18 protein-coding genes are annotated in these 19,508 nt (G+C 62.7%); 11 read left to right on the top strand and 7 right to left on the bottom strand.

The window, feature by feature from the left end:
• Nucleotides 1-7 precede the first annotated feature (7 nt).
• Together ACYUME_RS06045 and ACYUME_RS06040 are read right to left on the bottom strand one after the other, a co-directional pair.
• Entirely contained in the window at nucleotides 8-1,225 is a 1,218-nt protein-coding gene (locus tag ACYUME_RS06045) for an argininosuccinate synthase (protein WP_013973956.1), read from the bottom strand.
• A 128-nt stretch (nucleotides 1,226-1,353) separates the two neighbouring features.
• Nucleotides 1,354-2,313 (bottom strand): flagellar protein MotY, encoded by a 960-nt coding sequence (locus tag ACYUME_RS06040; RefSeq protein WP_460418315.1) that lies wholly within the window; start codon nucleotides 2,311-2,313, stop codon nucleotides 1,354-1,356.
• A 130-nt stretch (nucleotides 2,314-2,443) separates the two neighbouring features.
• Here ACYUME_RS06040 and pyrC point away from each other — a divergent pair, with 130 nt between their 5' ends.
• A complete protein-coding gene (gene pyrC, locus ACYUME_RS06035) occupies nucleotides 2,444-3,490 on the top strand; it encodes a dihydroorotase (RefSeq protein ID WP_460418314.1) in 1,047 nt (348 codons plus the stop codon).
• The gene (gene rnt, locus ACYUME_RS06030; RefSeq protein WP_460418313.1) at nucleotides 3,487-4,161 is read left to right on the top strand and encodes a ribonuclease T; all 675 of its coding nucleotides are present in this window, start codon (nucleotides 3,487-3,489) and stop codon (nucleotides 4,159-4,161) included. Before pyrC ends, rnt begins: the two co-directional genes overlap by 4 nt.
• Before the next feature lie 134 nt (nucleotides 4,162-4,295).
• On the opposite strand, the gene ACYUME_RS06025 is transcribed toward rnt, so the two are convergent.
• Nucleotides 4,296-4,898 carry a peroxiredoxin gene (locus tag ACYUME_RS06025; protein ID WP_279808083.1) on the bottom strand — a complete coding sequence of 201 codons (603 nt, stop codon included), beginning with the start codon at nucleotides 4,896-4,898 and terminating at the stop codon, nucleotides 4,296-4,298.
• Between the two features lie 213 nt (nucleotides 4,899-5,111).
• Between ACYUME_RS06025 and ACYUME_RS06020 the strand changes: the two genes are divergently transcribed.
• The gene (locus ACYUME_RS06020; RefSeq protein WP_279808082.1) at nucleotides 5,112-5,333 is read left to right on the top strand and encodes a bacterioferritin-associated ferredoxin; all 222 of its coding nucleotides are present in this window, start codon (nucleotides 5,112-5,114) and stop codon (nucleotides 5,331-5,333) included.
• Between the two features lie 202 nt (nucleotides 5,334-5,535).
• On the top strand, nucleotides 5,536-6,009 hold the full coding sequence (gene bfr, locus ACYUME_RS06015) for a bacterioferritin (RefSeq protein WP_279883064.1): 474 nt from the start codon (nucleotides 5,536-5,538) through the stop codon (nucleotides 6,007-6,009).
• 104 nt (nucleotides 6,010-6,113) lie between these two features.
• On the opposite strand, the gene grxD is transcribed toward bfr, so the two are convergent.
• A complete protein-coding gene (gene grxD, locus ACYUME_RS06010) occupies nucleotides 6,114-6,449 on the bottom strand; it encodes a Grx4 family monothiol glutaredoxin (protein WP_016713741.1) in 336 nt (111 codons plus the stop codon).
• Between the two features lie 91 nt (nucleotides 6,450-6,540).
• Nucleotides 6,541-8,649, bottom strand: coding sequence for a molybdopterin oxidoreductase family protein (locus ACYUME_RS06005; protein ID WP_460418312.1), 2,109 nt, complete (start codon nucleotides 8,647-8,649; stop codon nucleotides 6,541-6,543).
• Between the two features lie 364 nt (nucleotides 8,650-9,013).
• Between ACYUME_RS06005 and argF the strand changes: the two genes are divergently transcribed.
• Nucleotides 9,014-9,934, top strand: a complete 921-nt coding sequence (gene argF, locus ACYUME_RS06000; RefSeq protein ID WP_460418311.1) for an ornithine carbamoyltransferase — start codon at nucleotides 9,014-9,016, stop codon at nucleotides 9,932-9,934.
• Nucleotides 9,931-11,040 carry an ABC transporter ATP-binding protein gene (locus tag ACYUME_RS05995; RefSeq protein ID WP_460418310.1) on the top strand — a complete coding sequence of 370 codons (1,110 nt, stop codon included), beginning with the start codon at nucleotides 9,931-9,933 and terminating at the stop codon, nucleotides 11,038-11,040. Before argF ends, ACYUME_RS05995 begins: the two co-directional genes overlap by 4 nt.
• Before the next feature lie 246 nt (nucleotides 11,041-11,286).
• Here the strand turns inward: ACYUME_RS05995 and ACYUME_RS05990 are convergent, their stop codons facing one another.
• Both ACYUME_RS05990 and ybaK read right to left on the bottom strand, forming a co-directional pair.
• The gene (locus tag ACYUME_RS05990) at nucleotides 11,287-12,066 is read right to left on the bottom strand and encodes a PhzF family phenazine biosynthesis protein (RefSeq protein ID WP_460418309.1); all 780 of its coding nucleotides are present in this window, start codon (nucleotides 12,064-12,066) and stop codon (nucleotides 11,287-11,289) included.
• Nucleotides 12,067-12,165: 99 nt separating this feature from the next.
• Nucleotides 12,166-12,636 (bottom strand): Cys-tRNA(Pro) deacylase, encoded by a 471-nt coding sequence (ybaK, locus tag ACYUME_RS05985; RefSeq protein ID WP_279883076.1) that lies wholly within the window; start codon nucleotides 12,634-12,636, stop codon nucleotides 12,166-12,168.
• 305 nt (nucleotides 12,637-12,941) lie between these two features.
• Between ybaK and ACYUME_RS05980 the strand changes: the two genes are divergently transcribed.
• The 5 genes from ACYUME_RS05980 (at nucleotide 12,942) to ACYUME_RS05960 (ending at nucleotide 19,400) form a co-directional block, all read left to right on the top strand.
• On the top strand, nucleotides 12,942-13,793 hold the full coding sequence (locus tag ACYUME_RS05980) for an MIP/aquaporin family protein (RefSeq protein ID WP_279883078.1): 852 nt from the start codon (nucleotides 12,942-12,944) through the stop codon (nucleotides 13,791-13,793).
• 78 nt (nucleotides 13,794-13,871) lie between these two features.
• The gene (glpK, locus tag ACYUME_RS05975) at nucleotides 13,872-15,371 is read left to right on the top strand and encodes a glycerol kinase GlpK (RefSeq protein WP_050704018.1); all 1,500 of its coding nucleotides are present in this window, start codon (nucleotides 13,872-13,874) and stop codon (nucleotides 15,369-15,371) included.
• A gap of 173 nt (nucleotides 15,372-15,544) precedes the next feature.
• The gene (gene glpR, locus ACYUME_RS05970) at nucleotides 15,545-16,300 is read left to right on the top strand and encodes a DNA-binding transcriptional repressor GlpR (protein WP_279883081.1); all 756 of its coding nucleotides are present in this window, start codon (nucleotides 15,545-15,547) and stop codon (nucleotides 16,298-16,300) included.
• A gap of 250 nt (nucleotides 16,301-16,550) precedes the next feature.
• Nucleotides 16,551-18,077, top strand: coding sequence for a glycerol-3-phosphate dehydrogenase (glpD, locus tag ACYUME_RS05965; RefSeq protein WP_279883083.1), 1,527 nt, complete (start codon nucleotides 16,551-16,553; stop codon nucleotides 18,075-18,077).
• 405 nt (nucleotides 18,078-18,482) lie between these two features.
• Nucleotides 18,483-19,400, top strand: coding sequence for a glutamate/aspartate ABC transporter substrate-binding protein (locus ACYUME_RS05960; RefSeq protein ID WP_279883085.1), 918 nt, complete (start codon nucleotides 18,483-18,485; stop codon nucleotides 19,398-19,400).
• The last annotated feature ends 108 nt before the right edge of the window (nucleotides 19,401-19,508 follow it).

Here is a 19,508-nt window from a genome sequence, read left to right as displayed (position 1 = left end):
ACCGAACTCAGAGCAGCGAACGCCCCTTGTTCGCCGCAATGCGCATGCGCAGAGCGTTGAGCTTGATGAAGCCGGCGGCGTCAGCCTGGTTGTAGGCACCACCATCTTCCTCGAAGGTCGCGATGTTGGCATCGAACAGAGAATCGTCCGACTTGCGACCGACAACGGTCACGTTGCCCTTGTACAGTTTCAGGCGAACGACGCCGTTCACGTTGACCTGCGAAGCGTCGATCATCTGTTGCAGCATCAGGCGCTCCGGGCTCCACCAGTAGCCGGTGTAGATCAGGCTGGCGTACTTCGGCATCAGCTCATCCTTCAGGTGAGCGACTTCGCGGTCCAGGGTGATCGACTCGATGGCACGGTGCGCCTTGAGCATGATGGTGCCGCCCGGGGTCTCGTAGCAGCCGCGCGACTTCATGCCCACGTAACGGTTCTCGACGATATCCAGACGGCCGATGCCGTTGGCGCCGCCGATGCGGTTGAGATCGGCCAGCACGGTAGCCGGAGTCTTCTCGACGCCGTCGATGGCGACGATATCGCCGTTGCGATAGGTCAGCTCGATGTAGGTGGCCTGGTCAGGGGCGTTCTCCGGCGAGACGCTCCAGCGCCACATGTCTTCCTCGTGCTCGGTCCAGGTATCTTCCAGGACACCGCCTTCGTAGGAGATGTGCAGCAGGTTGGCGTCCATCGAGTAGGGCGATTTCTTCTTGCCGTGGCGCTCGATCGGGATACCGTGCTTCTCGGCGTAGTCCATCAGTTTCTCGCGGGACAGCAGGTCCCACTCGCGCCATGGGGCGATGACCTTGACACCCGGCTTGAGCGCGTAGGCACCCAGTTCGAAACGCACCTGGTCGTTACCCTTGCCGGTCGCACCGTGGGAAATGGCGTCGGCGCCAGTTTCGTTGGCGATCTCGATCAGGCGCTTGGCGATCAGCGGACGAGCGATGGAGGTACCCAGCAGGTACTCACCTTCGTAGACGGTGTTGGCGCGGAACATCGGGAACACGAAATCACGCACGAATTCTTCGCGCAGGTCGTCGATGTAGATCTCTTTCACGCCCATCGCCTGAGCCTTGGCACGGGCCGGCTCGACCTCCTCGCCCTGACCCAGGTCAGCGGTGAAGGTCACCACTTCGCAGTTGTAGGTGTCCTGCAGCCACTTGAGAATCACCGAAGTATCAAGGCCGCCGGAATACGCCAATACGACCTTTTTTACGTCCGCCATGCCATCACTCCACGGGGTTGTACGGAAAGCCGATGATTCTACCGGCCTTGCCGAAAAATTTACAATGGGGCGACAGCTTGTGACGACAAAGCGACAGGAACTGTCGAGGGCGCGACCAGCGGTCGCACTCAGGACTTGATGGCAGGAGCCGGCTGAGCGGTGCCTGTGGCAGGGGCTGCTGGCGAGGGCGCAGGCACCGTGGGGGCAGGCAGCTTCTCGACCGGTTTCTCGATCGCAGCCACTCGATCGAGCTGAATGTTCACCCGACGATTGCGCGCGCGGTTGGCGACCGTATTGTTCTTGGCGACGGGATAGCGCTCGCCATGGAAGCGCACGGTAATCTGCGCCTCCGGCACGCCATGGGCCATGAAGTATTCGGCCACGGCCAATGCGCGCCGGCGCGACGTGTCGCGATTGGTCAGGCGGTTGCCGCTGTTGTCGGAATGGCCGTTCAGTTCGATGTGATTGACCGTCGGGTCGGCCTTCAGGTAGTCGAGAATCAGATCCAGACGAGCCCGCGCCGAACTGTCCAGTTCGATCCCGCCGCCTGGAAAGCCAACCTGGGTCTGGCGAATCTGGTCATAGTTCATTGGCAGCAGCTTGGCCGCGCACAGCTGATAGTCGCCATAGGCCTTGGCGAAGCTGACCGGCATCACATGCACTTCCATGGGACGGCCACCTTCACCGCGATAATTGCGCACCACCGTGCTGCGCCCGTCGAGCAGTCCGTTGATCAGGCGGCTGGCCTGGCCCTGGCTGGAGGTGAACAGCACCCCCGTGCGGGCCATCTGCACCGAACCGAGGTTGACATCCCCTCGCCCCGGCTGCCAGGGCGCCGCAGCGGCAAGCAAGGTGGCGGGGCCGGCGCCCAGGACGTTGCTGGCCGAACGCAGCTGGAAGGTCGGCTGCTCTCCCGCGCGGCGCACGAACTCGCCGCTGCCAAAGCCATCGATCGGCTGGACCAGGCGACACTCGAACTGGTCACCCTCGACTTTCCAGGCGACGTTCTCCACGCGAGTCTGGAAGGTCAGCGCCCCGGCCGGCAGGCTGGCGACAAGGGTGAACAGGGCTAGGTAACGCTGGCGCACGGGCGGCTCCACAGATTCTGACGGCTTACCTGAACGCTATCGGACGCCCGCGAGAAAACTTGATAGCCGTGCTCGAACAGGGGTTTTCCGGTAGCATTGGCTTCTGAGTTCGACCCGCCTGGAATCCCCAATGTCCGATCGCCTGACCCTCCTGCGCCCCGACGACTGGCACATCCATCTGCGCGATGGTGCCGTCCTGCCACATACCGTCGGTGACGTGGCGCGCACCTTCGCCCGCGCCATCATCATGCCCAACCTGGTTCCGCCGGTGCGCAACGCCGTCGAGGCCGCGGCCTACCGCGAGCGCATCCTTGCCGCACGCCCCGCTGGCAGCCGCTTCGAGCCGCTGATGGTGCTCTACCTCACCGACCGCACCAGCGCCGACGACGTGCGTGCCGCCAAGGCCAGCGGGATCGTGTACGCCGCCAAGCTCTACCCGGCCGGGGCCACCACCAACTCCGATTCGGGCGTGACCAGCATCGACAATATCTTCCCGGCGATCGAGGCCCTGGCCGAGACGGGCATGCCGTTGCTGGTCCACGGTGAAGTCACGCGCAGCGAGATCGACGTGTTCGACCGCGAGAAGCGCTTCATCGACGAGCACATGCGCCGCCTGGTGGAACGCTTCCCGACCCTGAAAGTGGTATTCGAGCACATCACCACCAGCGACGCCGCGCAGTTCGTCAGCGAGGCGCCGGCCAACGTCGGGGCGACCATCACCGCCCAGCACCTGCTGTACAACCGCAACCACATGCTGGTCGGCGGTATCCGCCCGCACTTCTACTGCCTGCCGATCCTCAAGCGCAACACCCACCAGGTGGCGCTGCTGGATGCCGCCACCAGCGGCAACGCGAAGTTCTTCCTCGGCACCGACTCGGCGCCGCATGCCAAGCATGCCAAGGAAGCCGCCTGCGGCTGCGCCGGTTGCTACACCGCCTATGCCGCCATCGAGATGTACGCCGAGGCGTTCGAGCAGCGCAACGCGCTGGACAAGCTCGAAGGCTTTGCCAGCAAGCACGGTCCGGACTTCTACGGCCTGCCGCGCAACACCGACACCATCACCCTGGTGCGCGAAGAATGGACCGCGCCGGACAGCCTGCCGTTTGGCGACAACACCGTGATTCCGCTGCGTGCCGGCGAGAAGCTGCGCTGGCGCCTGCTGGAGGACAACGCGTGAGCGAAGATATGTACGAAGACGAGCAGGACAGTTCGGTCAGCAGCGGCTCGCGCCACCCGATGGCCGAGCGCTTCCGCGGTTACCTGCCGGTTGTGGTGGACGTCGAGACCGGTGGTTTCAACAGCGCCACCGACGCCCTGCTGGAAATCGCCGCGGTGACCATCGGCATGGATGAAAAGGGTTTCCTGTTCCCCGAGCACACCTACTTCTATCGGGTCGAGCCGTTCGAAGGCGCGAACATCGAACAGGCTGCGCTGGAGTTCACCGGCATCAAGCTGGACCACCCGCTGCGCATGGCGGTGAGCGAGGAAAGCGCGCTGACCGATATCTTCCGCGGCGTGCGCAAGGCACTGAAGGCCAACGGCTGCAAGCGAGCGATTCTGGTCGGGCACAACAGCAGCTTCGACCTGGGTTTCCTCAATGCGGCCGTGGCGCGCAACGATATCAAGCGCAATCCGTTCCATCCGTTCTCCAGCTTCGACACCGCCACCCTCGCCGGCCTCGCCTATGGCCAGACGGTGCTGGCACGGGCCTGTCAGAGCGCGGACATCGATTTCGACGGCAAGGAAGCGCACTCGGCGCGCTACGACACCGAAAAGACGGCCGAGCTGTTCTGCGGCATCGTCAACCGCTGGAAAGAAATGGGCGGCTGGCGCGATTTCAACGATTGAGCTGCAAGCCACAAGCTTCAAGCGACAAGGAAAAGCAGGCCGCAAGTACCTTGCTTCTTTCTTGCCGCTTGAAGCTTGAAGCTTGAAGCAAAAAAAACCGGCCACCAGGGCCGGTTTTTTTATGCGCTTGGCAATTACAGCTTGCCAGCGTTCTCGCTCAGGTAGGCGGCAACGCCTTCCGGCGAAGCGTTCATGCCCTTGTCGCCTTTTTTCCAGTTGGCAGGGCAGACTTCGCCGTGCTCTTCGTGGAATTGCAGGGCGTCGACCAGACGCAGCAGCTCGTCCATGTTGCGACCCAGCGGCAGGTCGTTGACGATCTGCGAACGCACGACACCGTTGGTGTCGATCAGGAAGGCGCCACGGAAGGCCACGCCGCCTTCGGACTCGACGTCGTAGGCCTTGCAGATTTCGTGGGTCATGTCGGCAGCCAGGGTGTACTTGACCTGACCGATGCCGCCACTGTTGACCGGCGTGTTGCGCCAGGCGTTGTGGGTGAAGTGCGAGTCGATCGACACGCCGATCACTTCCACGTTGCGTGCCTGGAAGTCAGGGATGCGGTTGTCCAGGGCGATCAGCTCGGACGGGCAGACGAAGGTGAAGTCCAGCGGGTAGAAGAACACCAGGCCGTACTTGCCTTTGATGGCCGAGGCCAGGTTGAAGCTGTCGACGATCTCGCCGTTGCCCAGCACAGCTGGAACGGTGAAGTCAGGGGCTTTTTTGCCAACGAGTACGCTCATTCGATTTCTCCTGATGAGGGGTGAAGAACCTTGCCCGGGAGAGTGCTTTCCCCCGGAATCAGCAAAGGCCGACCATCATACACAGCTTTGCGTGACAGGCCGAATTCCAACCGCCGGTCGCTCAAGGGCGGGGCTTACACAAAGTGTTTTGACAAGCATTCTCATTACCATTAATCTCCAACCCATCGACTCAACCCGTGATGGTCAGCCTTTATGTATGTGTGTCTTTGTGTCGGTGTCACCGACGGACAGATTCGCGATGCGATCTACGAAGGATGCTGCAGTTACAAGGAAGTTCGAGCCGCCACCAATGTTGCCAGCCAATGCGGCAAGTGCGCCTGCCTCGCCAAGCAGGTGGTGCGTGAAACGCTCACCGAGTTGCAGGTCAGCCAGCAGGCGGCACTGCCCTACCCCGTTGAATTCAACGCGGCATGATTTTCCCGATTTCCAAGAACCGGACCTTGTGTCCGGTTTTTTTATGCCTGAAATTCAATAAGTTAGCGCCATAACGCGGTTCACAAACATTCTTATTCCGATTAAATTTCACTTATTATTCAACAACTTAGGTTTGACATAGGTAGTTGTCGGGCTCAGACTTGAATTCATTGGCTCAACTTCTACAGGGCAGGACCCCATCATGAAAGGCGACGTAAGCGTCATCCAGCATCTCAACAAGATCCTCGGAAACGAGCTGGTCGCGATCAACCAGTACTTCCTGCACGCACGCATGTACGAAGATTGGGGCCTGAACAAGCTCGGCAAGCACGAGTACAAGGAATCCATCGACGAGATGAAGCACGCTGACAAGCTGATCAAGCGTATTCTCTTCCTCGAAGGCATTCCCAACGTCCAGGACCTGGGCAAGCTGCTGATCGGCGAGCACACCAAGGAAATGCTCGAATGCGACCTGAAGCTCGAGAAGAAAGGCCACGCCGACCTGAAAGCGGCCATTGCCCATTGCGAGACCTCGGGCGACTTTGGCTCCCGTGAGCTGCTCGAGGACATCCTCGAGTCCGAGGAAGAGCACATCGACTGGCTGGAAACCCAGCTGGGCCTGATCGACAAGATCGGCATCGAGAACTACCTGCAATCGCAGATGGGCGAAGAGTAAGTTCTTCATCGAAGAGCATCGCCGGCTCGCCGGCATGCTTTTTCAAGGCCCAACAAAAAGCCCCGCGGATGCGGGGCTTTTGCATTCCGGCGACAACCGCGGAATCAGGCCTCGGAAGCCTTGGCCTTGGCGGCCGCTTCCTTGATCAGGGTCTGCAGCTCACCCTTCTCGAACATTTCCAGCATGATGTCGCTGCCGCCGACCAGCTCACCGGCCACCCACAGTTGCGGGAAGGTCGGCCAGTTGGCGTACTTGGGCAGGTTGGCGCGGATTTCCGGGTTCTGCAGGATGTCGACATAGGCGAACTTCTCGCCACAACCCATCACTGCCTGCGAAGCCTTGGCCGAGAAGCCACACTGCGGCGCATTCGGCGAACCTTTCATGTAAAGCAGAATGGTGTTGTTGGCAATCTGCTCTTTGATTGTATCGATGATATCCATGAAGCACCTCGGCTGAACTTTCCGACGTGGTCGTCGGCACGGTGACGCATTGTATCGGAAAGCCGAGCGGCGTGCTCGGCCTTGGCGACGCTCATGCGGCCTCGACCTGCACCGGCACGCCATTGAGCGCCGCGTTGCCCGAGACATCGTCACGCAGAAGCTCGTCGGTAAGGTCATTGGCACTCACCCCAGGCTGTGCGCTGGCGATCTGCAGTTGCGCGCCTCGACGTCCATGACCATAGCCATGCGGCAGGCTCACCACCCCCGGCATCATTTCGTCGCTGGCCTGCACCTGTACCTCCAGTACGCCGGTACGCGAGCGGATGCGCACGGTCTGGCCATCCTGCAACTGGCGTTGACGCAAGTCGTCGGGGTGCATCAACAACTGATGGCGCGGCTTGCCTTTGACCAGCCGATGGTAGTTGTGCATCCACGAGTTGTTGCTGCGCACATGGCGGCGACCGATCAACAGCAATTGACCGGGCATCGGCGGCATCTGCCGGGCAAGGCGTTGCAGGTCCGCCAGCAAGGCCGTGGGCGCCGCGGCCACTTTCCGATGCTCGGTGCGCAGGCGCGTCGCCAGGTTCGGGCGCAGTGGCCCGAGATCCAGGCCATGGGGATGCTCATCGAGGGTCTCGACCGACAGTTTCCAGGCCGACTCATCGCCGTAGGCCCCTTTACGCAGGGCGAAATCGATCATCCGAGCAGGTGACAGGGTCGCCTTGAGTTCGACCTGCGCCCGCCTTGCATAAGCCTGCGCCAGCCCGACGAAAATCTCCCAGTCGTGCAGCGCACCCTCGGGCTTGGGCAGGATCGCGCGGTTGAAGCGGGTGACATTGCGCACCGCCAGCAGGTTGAAGGTGGAGTCGTAATGATCGTTCTCCAGCGCGGATGTCGAAGGCAGGATCAGATCGGCATGCCGGGTGGTCTCGTTGATGTACAGGTCAATGCTGAGCATGAAGTCCAACCCGCCCAGCGCTTGATCCAGACGCCGCCCGTTGGGGGTGGACAACACCGGATTGCCAGCGACGGTCACCAGTGCCCGCACCTGCCCCTCGCCAGGCACAAGGACTTCTTCGGCCAAGGCCGAGACCGGCAGCTCACCGCCATACTCCGGCAGCCCCGAGACCCGACTGCGCCAGCGGTTGAAATGTCCACCGGAGGTCGAGGCGACCAGGTCCACCGCGGGTTCCGTGCACAAGGCGCCGCCCTCGCGATCGAGGTTGCCGGTAACCAGGTTGATCAGTTGCACCAGCCAATGGCACAGCGAACCAAAGGCCTGGGTCGACACCCCCATCCGGCCATAGCACACGGCCTTGTCGGCAGCGGCAAAATCACGGGCCAGCTGGCGAATGTCCTGTGCGGCAATACCGCAGATCCCGCTCATCGCCTCGGCATCGAACGGCAGCAGCGCTTCACGCACCTGCTCCAGCCCGTCGACCGGCAGGTGCGAACCCCGGGCCAGGTCCTCGGCGAACAAGGTATGCAGCAGGCCGCACAGCAACGCCGCATCCCCACCGGGGCGGATGAACAGATGCTGGTCGGCGATGGCGGCCGTTTCGCTGCGCCTGGGATCCACCACCACAAGGCGCCCGCCTCTGGCCTTGAGCGCCTTCAGGCGCTTTTCCACATCCGGCACGGTCATGATGCTGCCGTTGGAGGCCAGCGGATTGCCGCCGAGGATAAGCATGAAACCGGTGTGGTCGATATCGGGGATCGGCAGCAACAGCCCGTGCCCGTACATCAGATGGCTGGTCAGGTGCTGGGGCAGTTGGTCCACGGAAGTCGCGGAGAAGCGGTTGCGCGTCTTCAGCAGGCCGAGGAAGTAGTTGCTGTGGGTCATCAGCCCGTAGTTGTGCACGCTCGGATTGCCCTGGTACACCGCCACGGCATCGCGACCGTGGGCTTGCTGGACTGCCCACAAGCGCTCGGCGGCAAGCTCGAAGGCCTCGTCCCAGCCAATGGCCTGCCACTGCTCGCCGATGCGCCGATGCGGCTGACGCAAGCGATCCGGATCTTCCTGGATATCCTGCAGGGCGACCGCCTTGGGGCAGATATGGCCACGGCTGAACGGATCCTGCGGGTCGCCCTTGATCGAACCGATACGCGCCCGACCGTCGGTCTCATGGGTGACTTCGATGCTCAGGCCACAGATGGCCTCGCACAGGTGACAGGCACGGTGATGCAGGGTCTTGGTCATGGCCGCCTCTGCTTGTTGTTCTGGACGTTCGACTATGGGCCTGCACGACCTGGCCTGGCCAGTGACGTTCGCGGCGTGAATCGGACGACATCAGGCGGGCGATTCGCGACAGCGGGTTTGCCAAAGGCGCGCCCAGCCGTGTACAACCGCTGTAGCAAATAAAAAACAGCTGCCCGCCAATGGCTTACGACACCCTTTGACACAGAGGCGCTGTTTCCCCTCTTGGTTTGAGGCGACATTTAATTATAGTATTGCGCCTTTCCCTATTTCGTCCGCCCCGTGCGGCTTACGCCGCAGGTCACCCCCGTTGTCAACAAAAACCATACGGTCGACCTGCATACCGTTGCAGATAAGGTAGTCAATCATGAGCGCAAGGCACTTTCTCTCCCTGCTGGACTTCACCACCGACGAACTGCTCGGGGTGATCCGCCGAGGCATCGAGCTGAAGGACCTGCGCAAGCGCGGCGTGCTGTTCGAACCGCTGAAGAATCGCGTACTGGGCATGATCTTCGAGAAATCCTCGACCCGTACCCGGGTGTCGTTCGAAGCCGGCATGATCCAGCTCGGCGGTCAGGCCATCTTCCTGTCGCCCCGTGACACCCAGCTGGGCCGCGGCGAGCCGATCGCCGACAGCGCCATCGTGCTCTCGAGCATGGTCGATGCGGTGATGATCCGGACCCACGCCCACGGCACCCTCACCGAGTTCGCCGCCCACTCGAAGGTGCCGGTGATCAACGGCCTGTCCGACGAATCGCACCCTTGCCAGTTGCTGGCCGACATGCAGACGTTCTTCGAACACCGTGGCTCGATCCAGGGCAAGACCGTGGCCTGGGTCGGCGACGGCTTCAACATGTGCAACTCCTATATCGAAGCCGCCCGCCAGTTCGATTTCCAACTGCGCATCACCTGCCCTGAAGGCTACGAGCCTGATCAACGCTTCCTGGCACTGGGCGGTGACCGCGTGCAGATCATCCGTGATCCGCAGGAAGCCGTGCGCGGCGCCCACCTGGTGACCACGGATGTCTGGACTTCCATGGGCCAGGAGGAGGAAACTGCACGGCGCCTGGCGCATTTCGCGCCTTACCAGGTCACCCGCGAATTGCTCGACCTGGCGGCACCCGACGCCCTGTTCATGCACTGCCTGCCCGCCCACCGTGGCGAGGAAATCAGCCAGGATCTGCTCGACGACCCTCGTTCGGTCGCCTGGGACGAAGCTGAGAACCGCTTGCATGCACAGAAGGCCCTCCTGGAATTCCTTGTAGAACCGGCTTACCACCACGCATGAGTCAACAGCTACTGCTCAACCTGCGCAACCTGGCCTGCGGCTACGGCAACCAGCGCATCGTCCAGAACCTCAACCTGCACCTGAACGCAGGCGACATCGGTTGCCTGCTGGGGTCCTCCGGTTGCGGCAAGACCACCACACTGCGGGCTATCGCCGGCTTCGAACCAGTTCACGAAGGCGAGATCCAGCTGGCCGGCGAAGTCATCTCCCGCGCCGGGTTCACCCTGGCGCCGGAGAAACGCCGGATCGGCATGGTGTTCCAGGACTACGCACTGTTCCCGCACCTCACCGTGGCGCAGAACATCGCCTTCGGTATCGGCAAGCACCCTGACCAAGCAGCGGTGATCGAAGAAATGCTCGAGCTGGTCAAGCTTGGCGGCCTGGGCGGGCGCTACCCGCACGAGCTGTCCGGTGGCCAGCAGCAGCGGGTTGCCCTGGCCCGGGCACTGGCGCCGGAACCGCAGTTGCTGCTGCTCGACGAGCCGTTCTCCAACCTCGACGTGGAACTGCGCCGACGCCTGAGCCACGAAGTCCGCGACATTCTCAAGAGCCGGGGCACCAGCGCCATCCTCGTTACCCACGACCAGGAGGAGGCCTTCGCCGTCAGCGATCACGTCGGCGTGTTCAAGGAGGGCCGCCTGGAGCAGTGGGATACACCCTACAACCTCTATCACGAGCCGCAGACCCCCTTCGTTGCCAGCTTCATCGGCCAGGGCTACTTCATTCGTGGCCAGATGAGCAGCCATGAAGCGGTAGCCACGGAACTGGGCGAACTGCGTGGCAACCGCGCCTACACCATGGCCCTGGGAAGTTCGGTTGACGTATTGCTGCGCCCCGATGACATCATCCACGCACCCGACAGCGCCCTGCGCGCGCGGATCGTCGGCAAGAGCTTCCTCGGCGCCTCCACGCTCTATCGCCTGCAGCTGCCCACTGGCAGCCAGCTCGAGGCGATCTTCCCCAGCCACAACGACCATCAGGTCGGCCAGGACGTCGGCATCGCGGTAGCGGCGGACCACCTGGTGCTGTTCGCGGTACCCGGCAGCGTCGCCGCGCAGCTGGCCAGCCATGAGCAAGGCGTGCGGCGGGTCAGTTCCGCCCATTGATGGGTAGGCAGTACCTGGTCTGACAGCCCCGCGATCGCGAGACAAACCCGCTCTCATGGGAAAAACCATAACTCATTGACTTAGTTCGACTCGGTGGGAGCGGGCTTGCCCGCGAACACCGGCGAAGCCGGTGCCAGGCACCGTGGTGCCTGCTTCGCGGGCAAGCCCGCTCCCACAGGGATAACAGTTCCCTGCGCGACAGCGCAGCCCCAAAGGGCTGGGCGATCTCCTATAAAGATCTCATGGTCACAACAGCAGCGTGCCGCTGGCCACGCGCCGGGCCTGGCCACCGATCTTCACCCGCTGCCCCTCCAGCCGACAGAACAGCTCACCGCCCCGCGCCGAGCGCTGGAAAGCACGCAGCTCGGTCTTGTCCAAGCGTTCGGCCCAGTAGGGAATCAACGAACAATGGGTCGAACCGGTCACCGGATCCTCGGGGATGCCGATGCCCGGGGCGAAGTAGCGCGAAACGAAATCATGCTCGCGCCCCGGCGCGGTGACGATCACGCCCAACCCAGGCAAGCGTGCCACCGCCGCCATGTCCGGCGCGCAGTCAAGCACTGCCTGCTCGGACCGCAGCACCACGAACAGTTCCTTGGTCCGGCGTACCTCGACCACCTCGCAGCCCAGCGCCGCGGCCACCGCCAACGGCTCGGTCAACGGCTGCGGGTCGATACGCGGAAAGTCGAGCCACAAGCGATCACCTTCACGGCTGACGCTCAGCAATCCAGACTGGCTATGAAAGTCCAGGCGCGCCCTGGTCTCGCCATACACCTCGAACAGCACATGGGCACTGGCCAGGGTGGCGTGACCGCACAAGGGCACTTCGGTGCTCGGGGTGAACCAGCGGATCCGATAGTCCTCGCCCTGGGCCACTACGAAGGCTGTTTCGGCGAGGTTGTGCTCGGCGGCGATGCGCTGCATCAGCGCTTCGTCGAGCCACTGCTCCAACAGGTAGACCATGGCGGGATTGCCGGCGAACGGTCGATCACTGAAAGCATCGACCTGATGGAAGTGCAACTGCATGACCCGATCCCTCTGTCTTGTCGGAAAGCGGCCGAGCATGGAGCATGGCAGACTGACCGTACAGTGACAGACCGGTGGATTTTCCCACCATACAGATGCTCAGCCGCGACCGATCTCGGCAAACTGTGCCTGGGTATGGGCAGCGAGTACCGAAGCGGCGAGTTCAACTTCGAGTCCACGGCGTCCGGCGCTGACATGAATCGTTTCATGTTGTTGCGCCGACTGGTCGATGAACGTACGCAGGCGCTTCTTCTGGCCCAGCGGGCTGATGCCACCGACCAGGTAACCCGTGGCGCGCTGGGCGACCTGCGGGTCGGCCATTTCGCATTTCTTCACCCCTGCCGCGTGGGCCAAGGCCTTCAGATCGAGGGTGCCGACCACCGGTACCACCGCCACCAGCAGCTCGCCCTTCTCGCTGCTGGCCAGCAGCGTCTTGAACACGCGTAATGGCTCAAGGCCCAGCTTTTCGGCTGCTTCCAGGCCATAGGAGGCGGTCTTGGGATCATGTTCGTAACTGTGCACGCGGTGCTCGGCGCGCGCCTTCTTCAGCAGGTCCAGGGCGGGGGTCATGCAGGGCTCCAGTCGATCACGTTTCGGCGGCTACTTTAGGGCAAATGCCACCTTCCAGCCAGCGCAGCCCCCAGGCCAGAGCAGCGGCCGCCGATTCGGCGATGGGCCTGACTGTCAGATTGTGACCGGGCGTTCATTTTCGACCTTTGACATCAGCGTTTCTTGTCTATATTTTTTCGTTTATGAATAAATGGTGCACCTATAAGGTGCACTTCCTGTATCCGCCCGGCGTCAATGGGGATCGACTCCGGGCTTTTTGCTGTCGAGCGCCCAGCGCCTCACAACAACAAGAACCGAGGTCAAACATGACGACTGCTCTACGACAACCGACGCTTTACGCCCAATGCCTGGCCGAATTCCTCGGCACCGCCCTGCTCATCTTCTTCGGTACCGGTTGCGTCGCCGCGCTCAAGGTCGCCGGCGCCAGCTTCGGCCTGTGGGAGATCAGCATCATCTGGGGGGTCGGCGTGAGCATGGCGATCTACCTCAGCGCCGGCGTCTCCGGCGCGCACCTGAACCCGGCCGTGAGCATCGCCCTCGCCGTGTTCGCCGGCTTCGACAAGCGCAAGCTGCCGTTCTACATCCTCGCCCAGGTAGGCGGCGCCTTCTGCGGCGCGGCGCTGGTGTACTTCCTGTACAGCAACCTGTTCTTCGATTTCGAACAAAGCCACGCCATGCTGCGCGGCAGCCAGGCCAGCCTGGAGCTGGCCTCGGTGTTCTCGACGTATCCGCACCCGGCGCTGTCCACCGGCCAGGCGTTTCTCGTCGAAGTGATCATCACCGCCATCCTGATGGCCGTGATCATGGCCCTGACCGACGACAACAACGGCCTGCCCCGTGGCGCCACCGCCCCGCTGCTGATCGGCCTGCTGATTGCCGTGATCGGCAGCGCCATGGGCCCGCTGACCGGTTTCGCGATGAACCCGGCACGGGATTTCGGTCCCAAACTCATGACATTTTTCGCCGGCTGGGGCGAAATCGCCTTCACCGGCGGTCGCGACATCCCCTATTTCCTGGTGCCCGTCTTCGCACCGATCCTCGGCGCCAGCCTCGGCGCGGCCCTGTACCGTGGCCTGATCGCCCGCAACCTGCCGACCGCGCAAGCCGAGAACCCGCAGACAGACGATAATCCTCAGGGCGACACCCAGGTTTCCTGATGCCAGCGCCGGGCCCAGGCTGAGACGCCGGGCCCGCCACGCCCTGACCTACTCCCTTATTCGTGCAAGGCCATCGACATGACAGACACCCTGGACAAGAACTACATCATCGCCCTGGACCAGGGCACCACCAGTTCGCGCGCCATCATCTTCGATCGCGATGCCAATGTGGTCGGCACCTCGCAGCGCGAATTCGCCCAGCACTACCCGCAGGCGGGCTGGGTCGAGCACGACCCGATGGAAATCTTCGCCACCCAGAGCGCGACCATGGTCGAGGCCCTGGCCCAGGCCGGCATCAGCCACGCCCAGGTCGCCGCCATCGGCATCACCAACCAGCGCGAAACCACCGTCGTCTGGGACAAGGAAACCGGTCGCCCGGTGTACAACGCCATCGTCTGGCAATGCCGGCGCAGCACCGACATCTGTGCCCAGCTCAAACGCGACGGCCATGAACAGTACATCCGCGAAGCCACCGGCCTGGTCACCGACCCGTACTTCTCCGGCACCAAGCTCAAGTGGATCCTCGACAATGTCGAGGGCGCCCGCGAGCGCGCCGAGCGTGGCGAGCTGCTGTTCGGCACCATCGATACCTGGCTGATCTGGAAGTTCTCCGGCGGCAAGGTGCACGTCACCGACTACACCAACGCCTCGCGCACGCTGATGTTCAACATCCATACGCTGCAGTGGGACGAGAAGCTGCTCGATATCCTTGGCATTCCACGCCAGATGCTGCCTGAGGTACGCCCGTCGTCCGAAGTCTATGGCAAGACCAAGAGCGGCATCGACATCGCCGGTATCGCCGGCGACCAGCAATCGGCGCTGTTCGGCCAGATGTGCGTCGAGCCGGGCCAGGCCAAGAACACCTACGGCACCGGCTGCTTCCTGCTGATGAACACCGGCGACAAGGCCGTCCAGTCGTCCCACGGCCTGCTCACCACCATCGCCTGCGGCCCGCGCGGCGAAGTGGCGTACGCTCTCGAGGGCGCGGTGTTCAACGGTGGCTCCACCGTGCAGTGGCTGCGCGACGAACTGAAGATCGTCAACGACGCCTACGACACCGAATACTTCGCCAGCAAGGTCAAGGACAGCAATGGCGTGTACCTGGTCCCGGCCTTCACTGGCCTGGGCGCCCCCTACTGGGATCCGTATGCCCGCGGCGCGCTGTTCGGCCTGACCCGCGGCGTCAAGGTCGACCACATCATCCGCGCGGCGCTGGAGTCCATCGCCTATCAGACCCGCGATGTGCTCGACGCCATGCAGCAAGACTGCGGCCAACGCCTCTCCGAGCTGCGCGTGGACGGTGGCGCGGTGGCCAACAACTTCCTGATGCAGTTCCAGGCGGACATCCTCGGCACCTGCGTCGAGCGCCCGAAGATGCGCGAAACCACGGCCCTGGGCGCCGCCTACCTGGCAGGCCTGGCCTGCGGTTTCTGGAGCGGCCTGGACGAACTGCGCGACAAGGCGATCATCGAACGCGAGTTCAGCCCGCAGCTGGATGAGGCGGCGAAAGAGAAACTGTACAAGGGCTGGCGTAAAGCAGTAGATCGCACCCGCGACTGGGAAGATCACGACGCCTGATCCCACAAGCATCGCGGGGCAAGCCCGCTCCCACGATCAAGCGCCGCCAAGCAGCGCTTTTCGTGGGAGCGGGCTCGCCCCGCGATGGGCTCTTGCGCAATAACCAGGCTGGTCCTACACCACGACCTACGGCATCATTGCAGAATTTGTCCGGCAGCCCCAAAGGACCGCCCATGAATCTGCCCCCACGCCAACAACAAATCCTCGAACTGGTTCGCGAACGCGGCTATGTCAGCATCGAGGAAATGGCGCAGCTGTTCGTCGTCACCCCGCAGACCATCCGCCGTGATATCAACCAACTGGCCGAGGCCAACCTGTTGCGGCGCTACCATGGCGGCGCAGCCTATGACTCGAGCATCGAGAACACCGCTTACGCCATGCGCGCCGACCAGATGCGCGATGAAAAGCAGCGCATTGCCGAAGCCGTGGCCCGGCAGATCCCCGACCATGCCTCGCTGTTCATCAACATCGGCACCACCACCGAATCCATCGCCCGGGCCCTGCTCAACCACAATCACCTGAAGATCATCACCAACAACCTGCACGTGGCGGCCATCCTTGGCGCCAAGGACGATTTCGAGGTGCTGGTGGCTGGCGGCACGGTGCGCCGCGACGGTGGCGTGGTCGGCCAGGCCAGCGTCGACTTCATCAGCCAGTTCAAGGTCGACTTCGCCGTGGTGGGCATCAGCGGCATCGACGAAGACGGCAGCCTGCTGGACTTCGACTACCAGGAAGTGCGCGTGTCCCAGGCGATCATTGCCAACGCCCGCCAGGTGATCCTCGCCGCCGACTCGAGCAAGTTCGGCCGTAACGCCATGGTTCGCCTGGGCTCGATCAGCCTGATCGACTGCCTGGTGACCGACCAGGCACCGTCCCCTGCCCTCACCCAGCTGCTCAATCAACACAAGATCCGTCTCGACGTGGTTTGAGCGCTACAAGCTTCAAGCGCTTAGCCGCAAGAAAAAGCCGGACCGCGACAGGCTGTCAGTTGCAGTCCGGCTTTTTCTTGCAACGTGAAACATGCAGCTTGCTCATCACTTTCGTTTTTGTTCATTTCCTTGCCATTCGATCAGTATTTTCTATGAAGACTGACTGGCGACCGCTGGTTCATTGCGCTAATATTTTCGAATTCGAACATAGATGTTCATATTCGATGTGAACAGCCCAGGAGGCCTTGCCGTGTCCCAGCCCGTTTCGCCCCAAACCATCGACTGCTATGACCTCGCCGTGATCGGCGGTGGCATCAATGGCGTGGGCATCGCAGCCGATGCCGCCGGGCGTGGCCTCAAGGTGTTCCTTTGCGAAAAGGACGATCTGGCCCAGCACACTTCATCGGCCAGCAGCAAGCTGATCCACGGCGGCCTGCGCTACCTCGAACACTACGAATTTCGCCTGGTGCGCGAAGCCCTGGCCGAGCGCGAAGTCCTGCTGGCCAAGGCGCCACACATCGTCAAGCCGATGCGCTTCGTCCTGCCGCACCGCCCGCACCTGCGCCCGACCTGGATGATCCGCGCCGGCCTGTTCCTTTATGACCACCTGGGCAAGCGCAAGCGCCTGGGCGCCTCGCGCAGCCTGCGCTTCGGGCCGGGCTACCCGCTCAAGCCAGCCATCACCCGCGGCTTCGAGTATGCCGACTGCGCCGTGGACGACGCCCGCCTGGTGGTGCTCAACGCCATGGCCGCACGCGAGAAAGGCGCGCACATCCACACCCGCACCCGTTGCCTGCGCGCCGAACGTATCGATGGCCTGTGGCAGGTGGAACTGCAGCACGCCGACGGCAGCCTGCAAAGCATTCGTGCCCGCGCCCTGGTCAACGCCGCCGGCCCTTGGGTGGCCAGCTTCATCAAGGATGACCTCAAACTCGATGCGCCGTACGGCATCCGCCTGATCCAGGGCAGCCACCTCATCGTGCCGCGCCTGTACGAAGGCGAGCATGCCTACATCCTGCAGAACGAAGACCAGCGCATCGTCTTCTGCATTCCGTACCTGGAACGCTTCACCCTGATCGGCACCACCGACCGCGAATACAGTGGCGACCCGGCCAAGGTGGCGATCACCGAGCAGGAAACCGACTACCTGCTCAAGGTGGTCAACGAGCACTTCAACCACCAGCTCAGCCGTGCCGACATCCTGCACACCTACTCCGGCGTGCGCCCGTTGTGCAACGACGAGTCGGACAACCCATCGGCGGTGACTCGCGACTACACCCTGGCGCTGTCCGCCAGCGAAGGCCAGGCTCCGCTGCTGTCGGTATTCGGCGGCAAGCTGACCACCTACCGCAAGCTGGCCGAATCGGCCATGGCCGAGCTGCACCCGTTCTTCACCCAGATGCGCGGCAGCTGGACCGCCGCCGCCCCGCTGCCAGGCGGCGAGAGCATGACCAGCGCGCAGGCCCTGGTCGAAGCGCTGGTGGCGCGCCATGCCTGGCTGCCGCTGGATATCGCCAGGCGCTGGGCGAGCACCTATGGCAGCCGTGTCTGGCGCCTGCTCGAAGGCGTCAACGGCCCTGAAGACCTCGGCCAGTCGATTGGTGGCGGCCTGTTCACCCGCGAGGTCGACTACCTGTGCAGCGAAGAATGGGCCAGCAGCGCCGACGACATTCTCTGGCGCCGCACCAAGCTGGGCCTGTTCACCAGCGTGGTCGAGCAACAGGCACTGGCCGATTACTTGCAGCAGGCCCTGGCCAACCGCGTGCAGGCGGCCTGAGGCCAAACCGGTAAGACTCAATGGGGCTGCCGTGCAGCCCATCGCGGGCAAGCCCGCTCCCACAGGGACAATGCATACCGGTACCTGTGGGAGCGGGCTTGCCCGCGATGGGCCGCACAGCGGCCCCATTGCGTCAGACTGACGCCCCTGCGCGCAGTCATTCGTTCGGATTCCCGAACGATCCGCTCGCACCCTTTCGGAAAGCCGTACGACACATACTGTCGTAAAGGCATCAAAAAAGATTAATTCCCAGTATTTTCGCGGCGTTATGATCAATGTCGGGGCTTGGCACGAGTCATGCTCTACACTTGGGAGCCGAATGCACCACGCTTCATGCTGTATTCGTTGAACGAAAGAGTCCGCCAACGGCTCCATAAAAAAAACAAACACGTCGAGGAAAATTTGATGCGCATCGTTCGTCAATTGCTGGGCGCCGCCATCGCGGCAGCGGTCATCTCGTCGCCGGTCATGGCCGAAGAGCTGACCGGCACCCTGAAGAAGATCAAGGACTCCGGCACCATCACCCTGGGCCATCGCGACTCCTCCATCCCGTTCTCCTACCTGGCCGGCAAACCGGAACCAGTAGGCTACTCCCACGACATCCAGCTGGCCGTCGTCGAAGCCCTGAAAAAGCAACTGGGCACCGACATCAAGGTCAAGTACAACCTGGTCACCTCGCAGACCCGCATCCCGCTGGTGCAGAACGGCACCGTCGACCTTGAGTGCGGCTCCACCACCAACAACGTCGAGCGCCAGCAGCAGGTCGGCTTCTCGGTGGGCATCTTCGAAGTCGGCACCCGCCTGCTGACCAAGGTCAAGGATGGCCAGCCGTCCTATAAAGACTTCGCCGACCTGGCCGGCAAGAACGTGGTGACCACCGCCGGCACCACCTCCGAGCGCATCCTCAAGGCGATGAACGCCGACAAGCAGATGAAGATGAACGTGATCTCCGCCAAGGACCACGGCGAAGCCTTCAACATGCTCGAAAGCGGCCGCGCCGTGGCGTTCATGATGGACGACGCCCTGCTGGCCGGTGAAATGGCCAAGGCACGCAAGCCGTCCGACTGGGTCATCACCGGCACCCCGCAATCGTACGAGATCTACGGTTGCATGGTGCGCAAGGACGATCCAGCCTTCAAGAAAGCGGTCGACGAGGCCATCGTCGCCTACTTCAAGTCGGGTGAAGTCAACAAGAGCTATGACAAGTGGTTCCAGCAGCCGATTCCGCCAAAAGGCCTGAACCTGCAGTTCCCGATGAGCGACGAGCTGAAGAAGCTGATCGCCGAGCCGACCGACAAGGCGGCGGACGAGAAGAAGTCCTGATCTTCCATAGCCATGGATAGTGGCCTGTAGCGCATCCGCGCGATTCGATCGAACAGGCCACCCATTAGTGTCTACCCTTTCATCCGAGGGCGTTCAACGCCCTTGGAT

Source organism: Pseudomonas sp. microsymbiont 2 (genome assembly GCF_054788395.1).
Note: the sequence above shows the minus strand (reverse complement) of the source record. Positions and strands in the feature narration are given on the sequence as shown.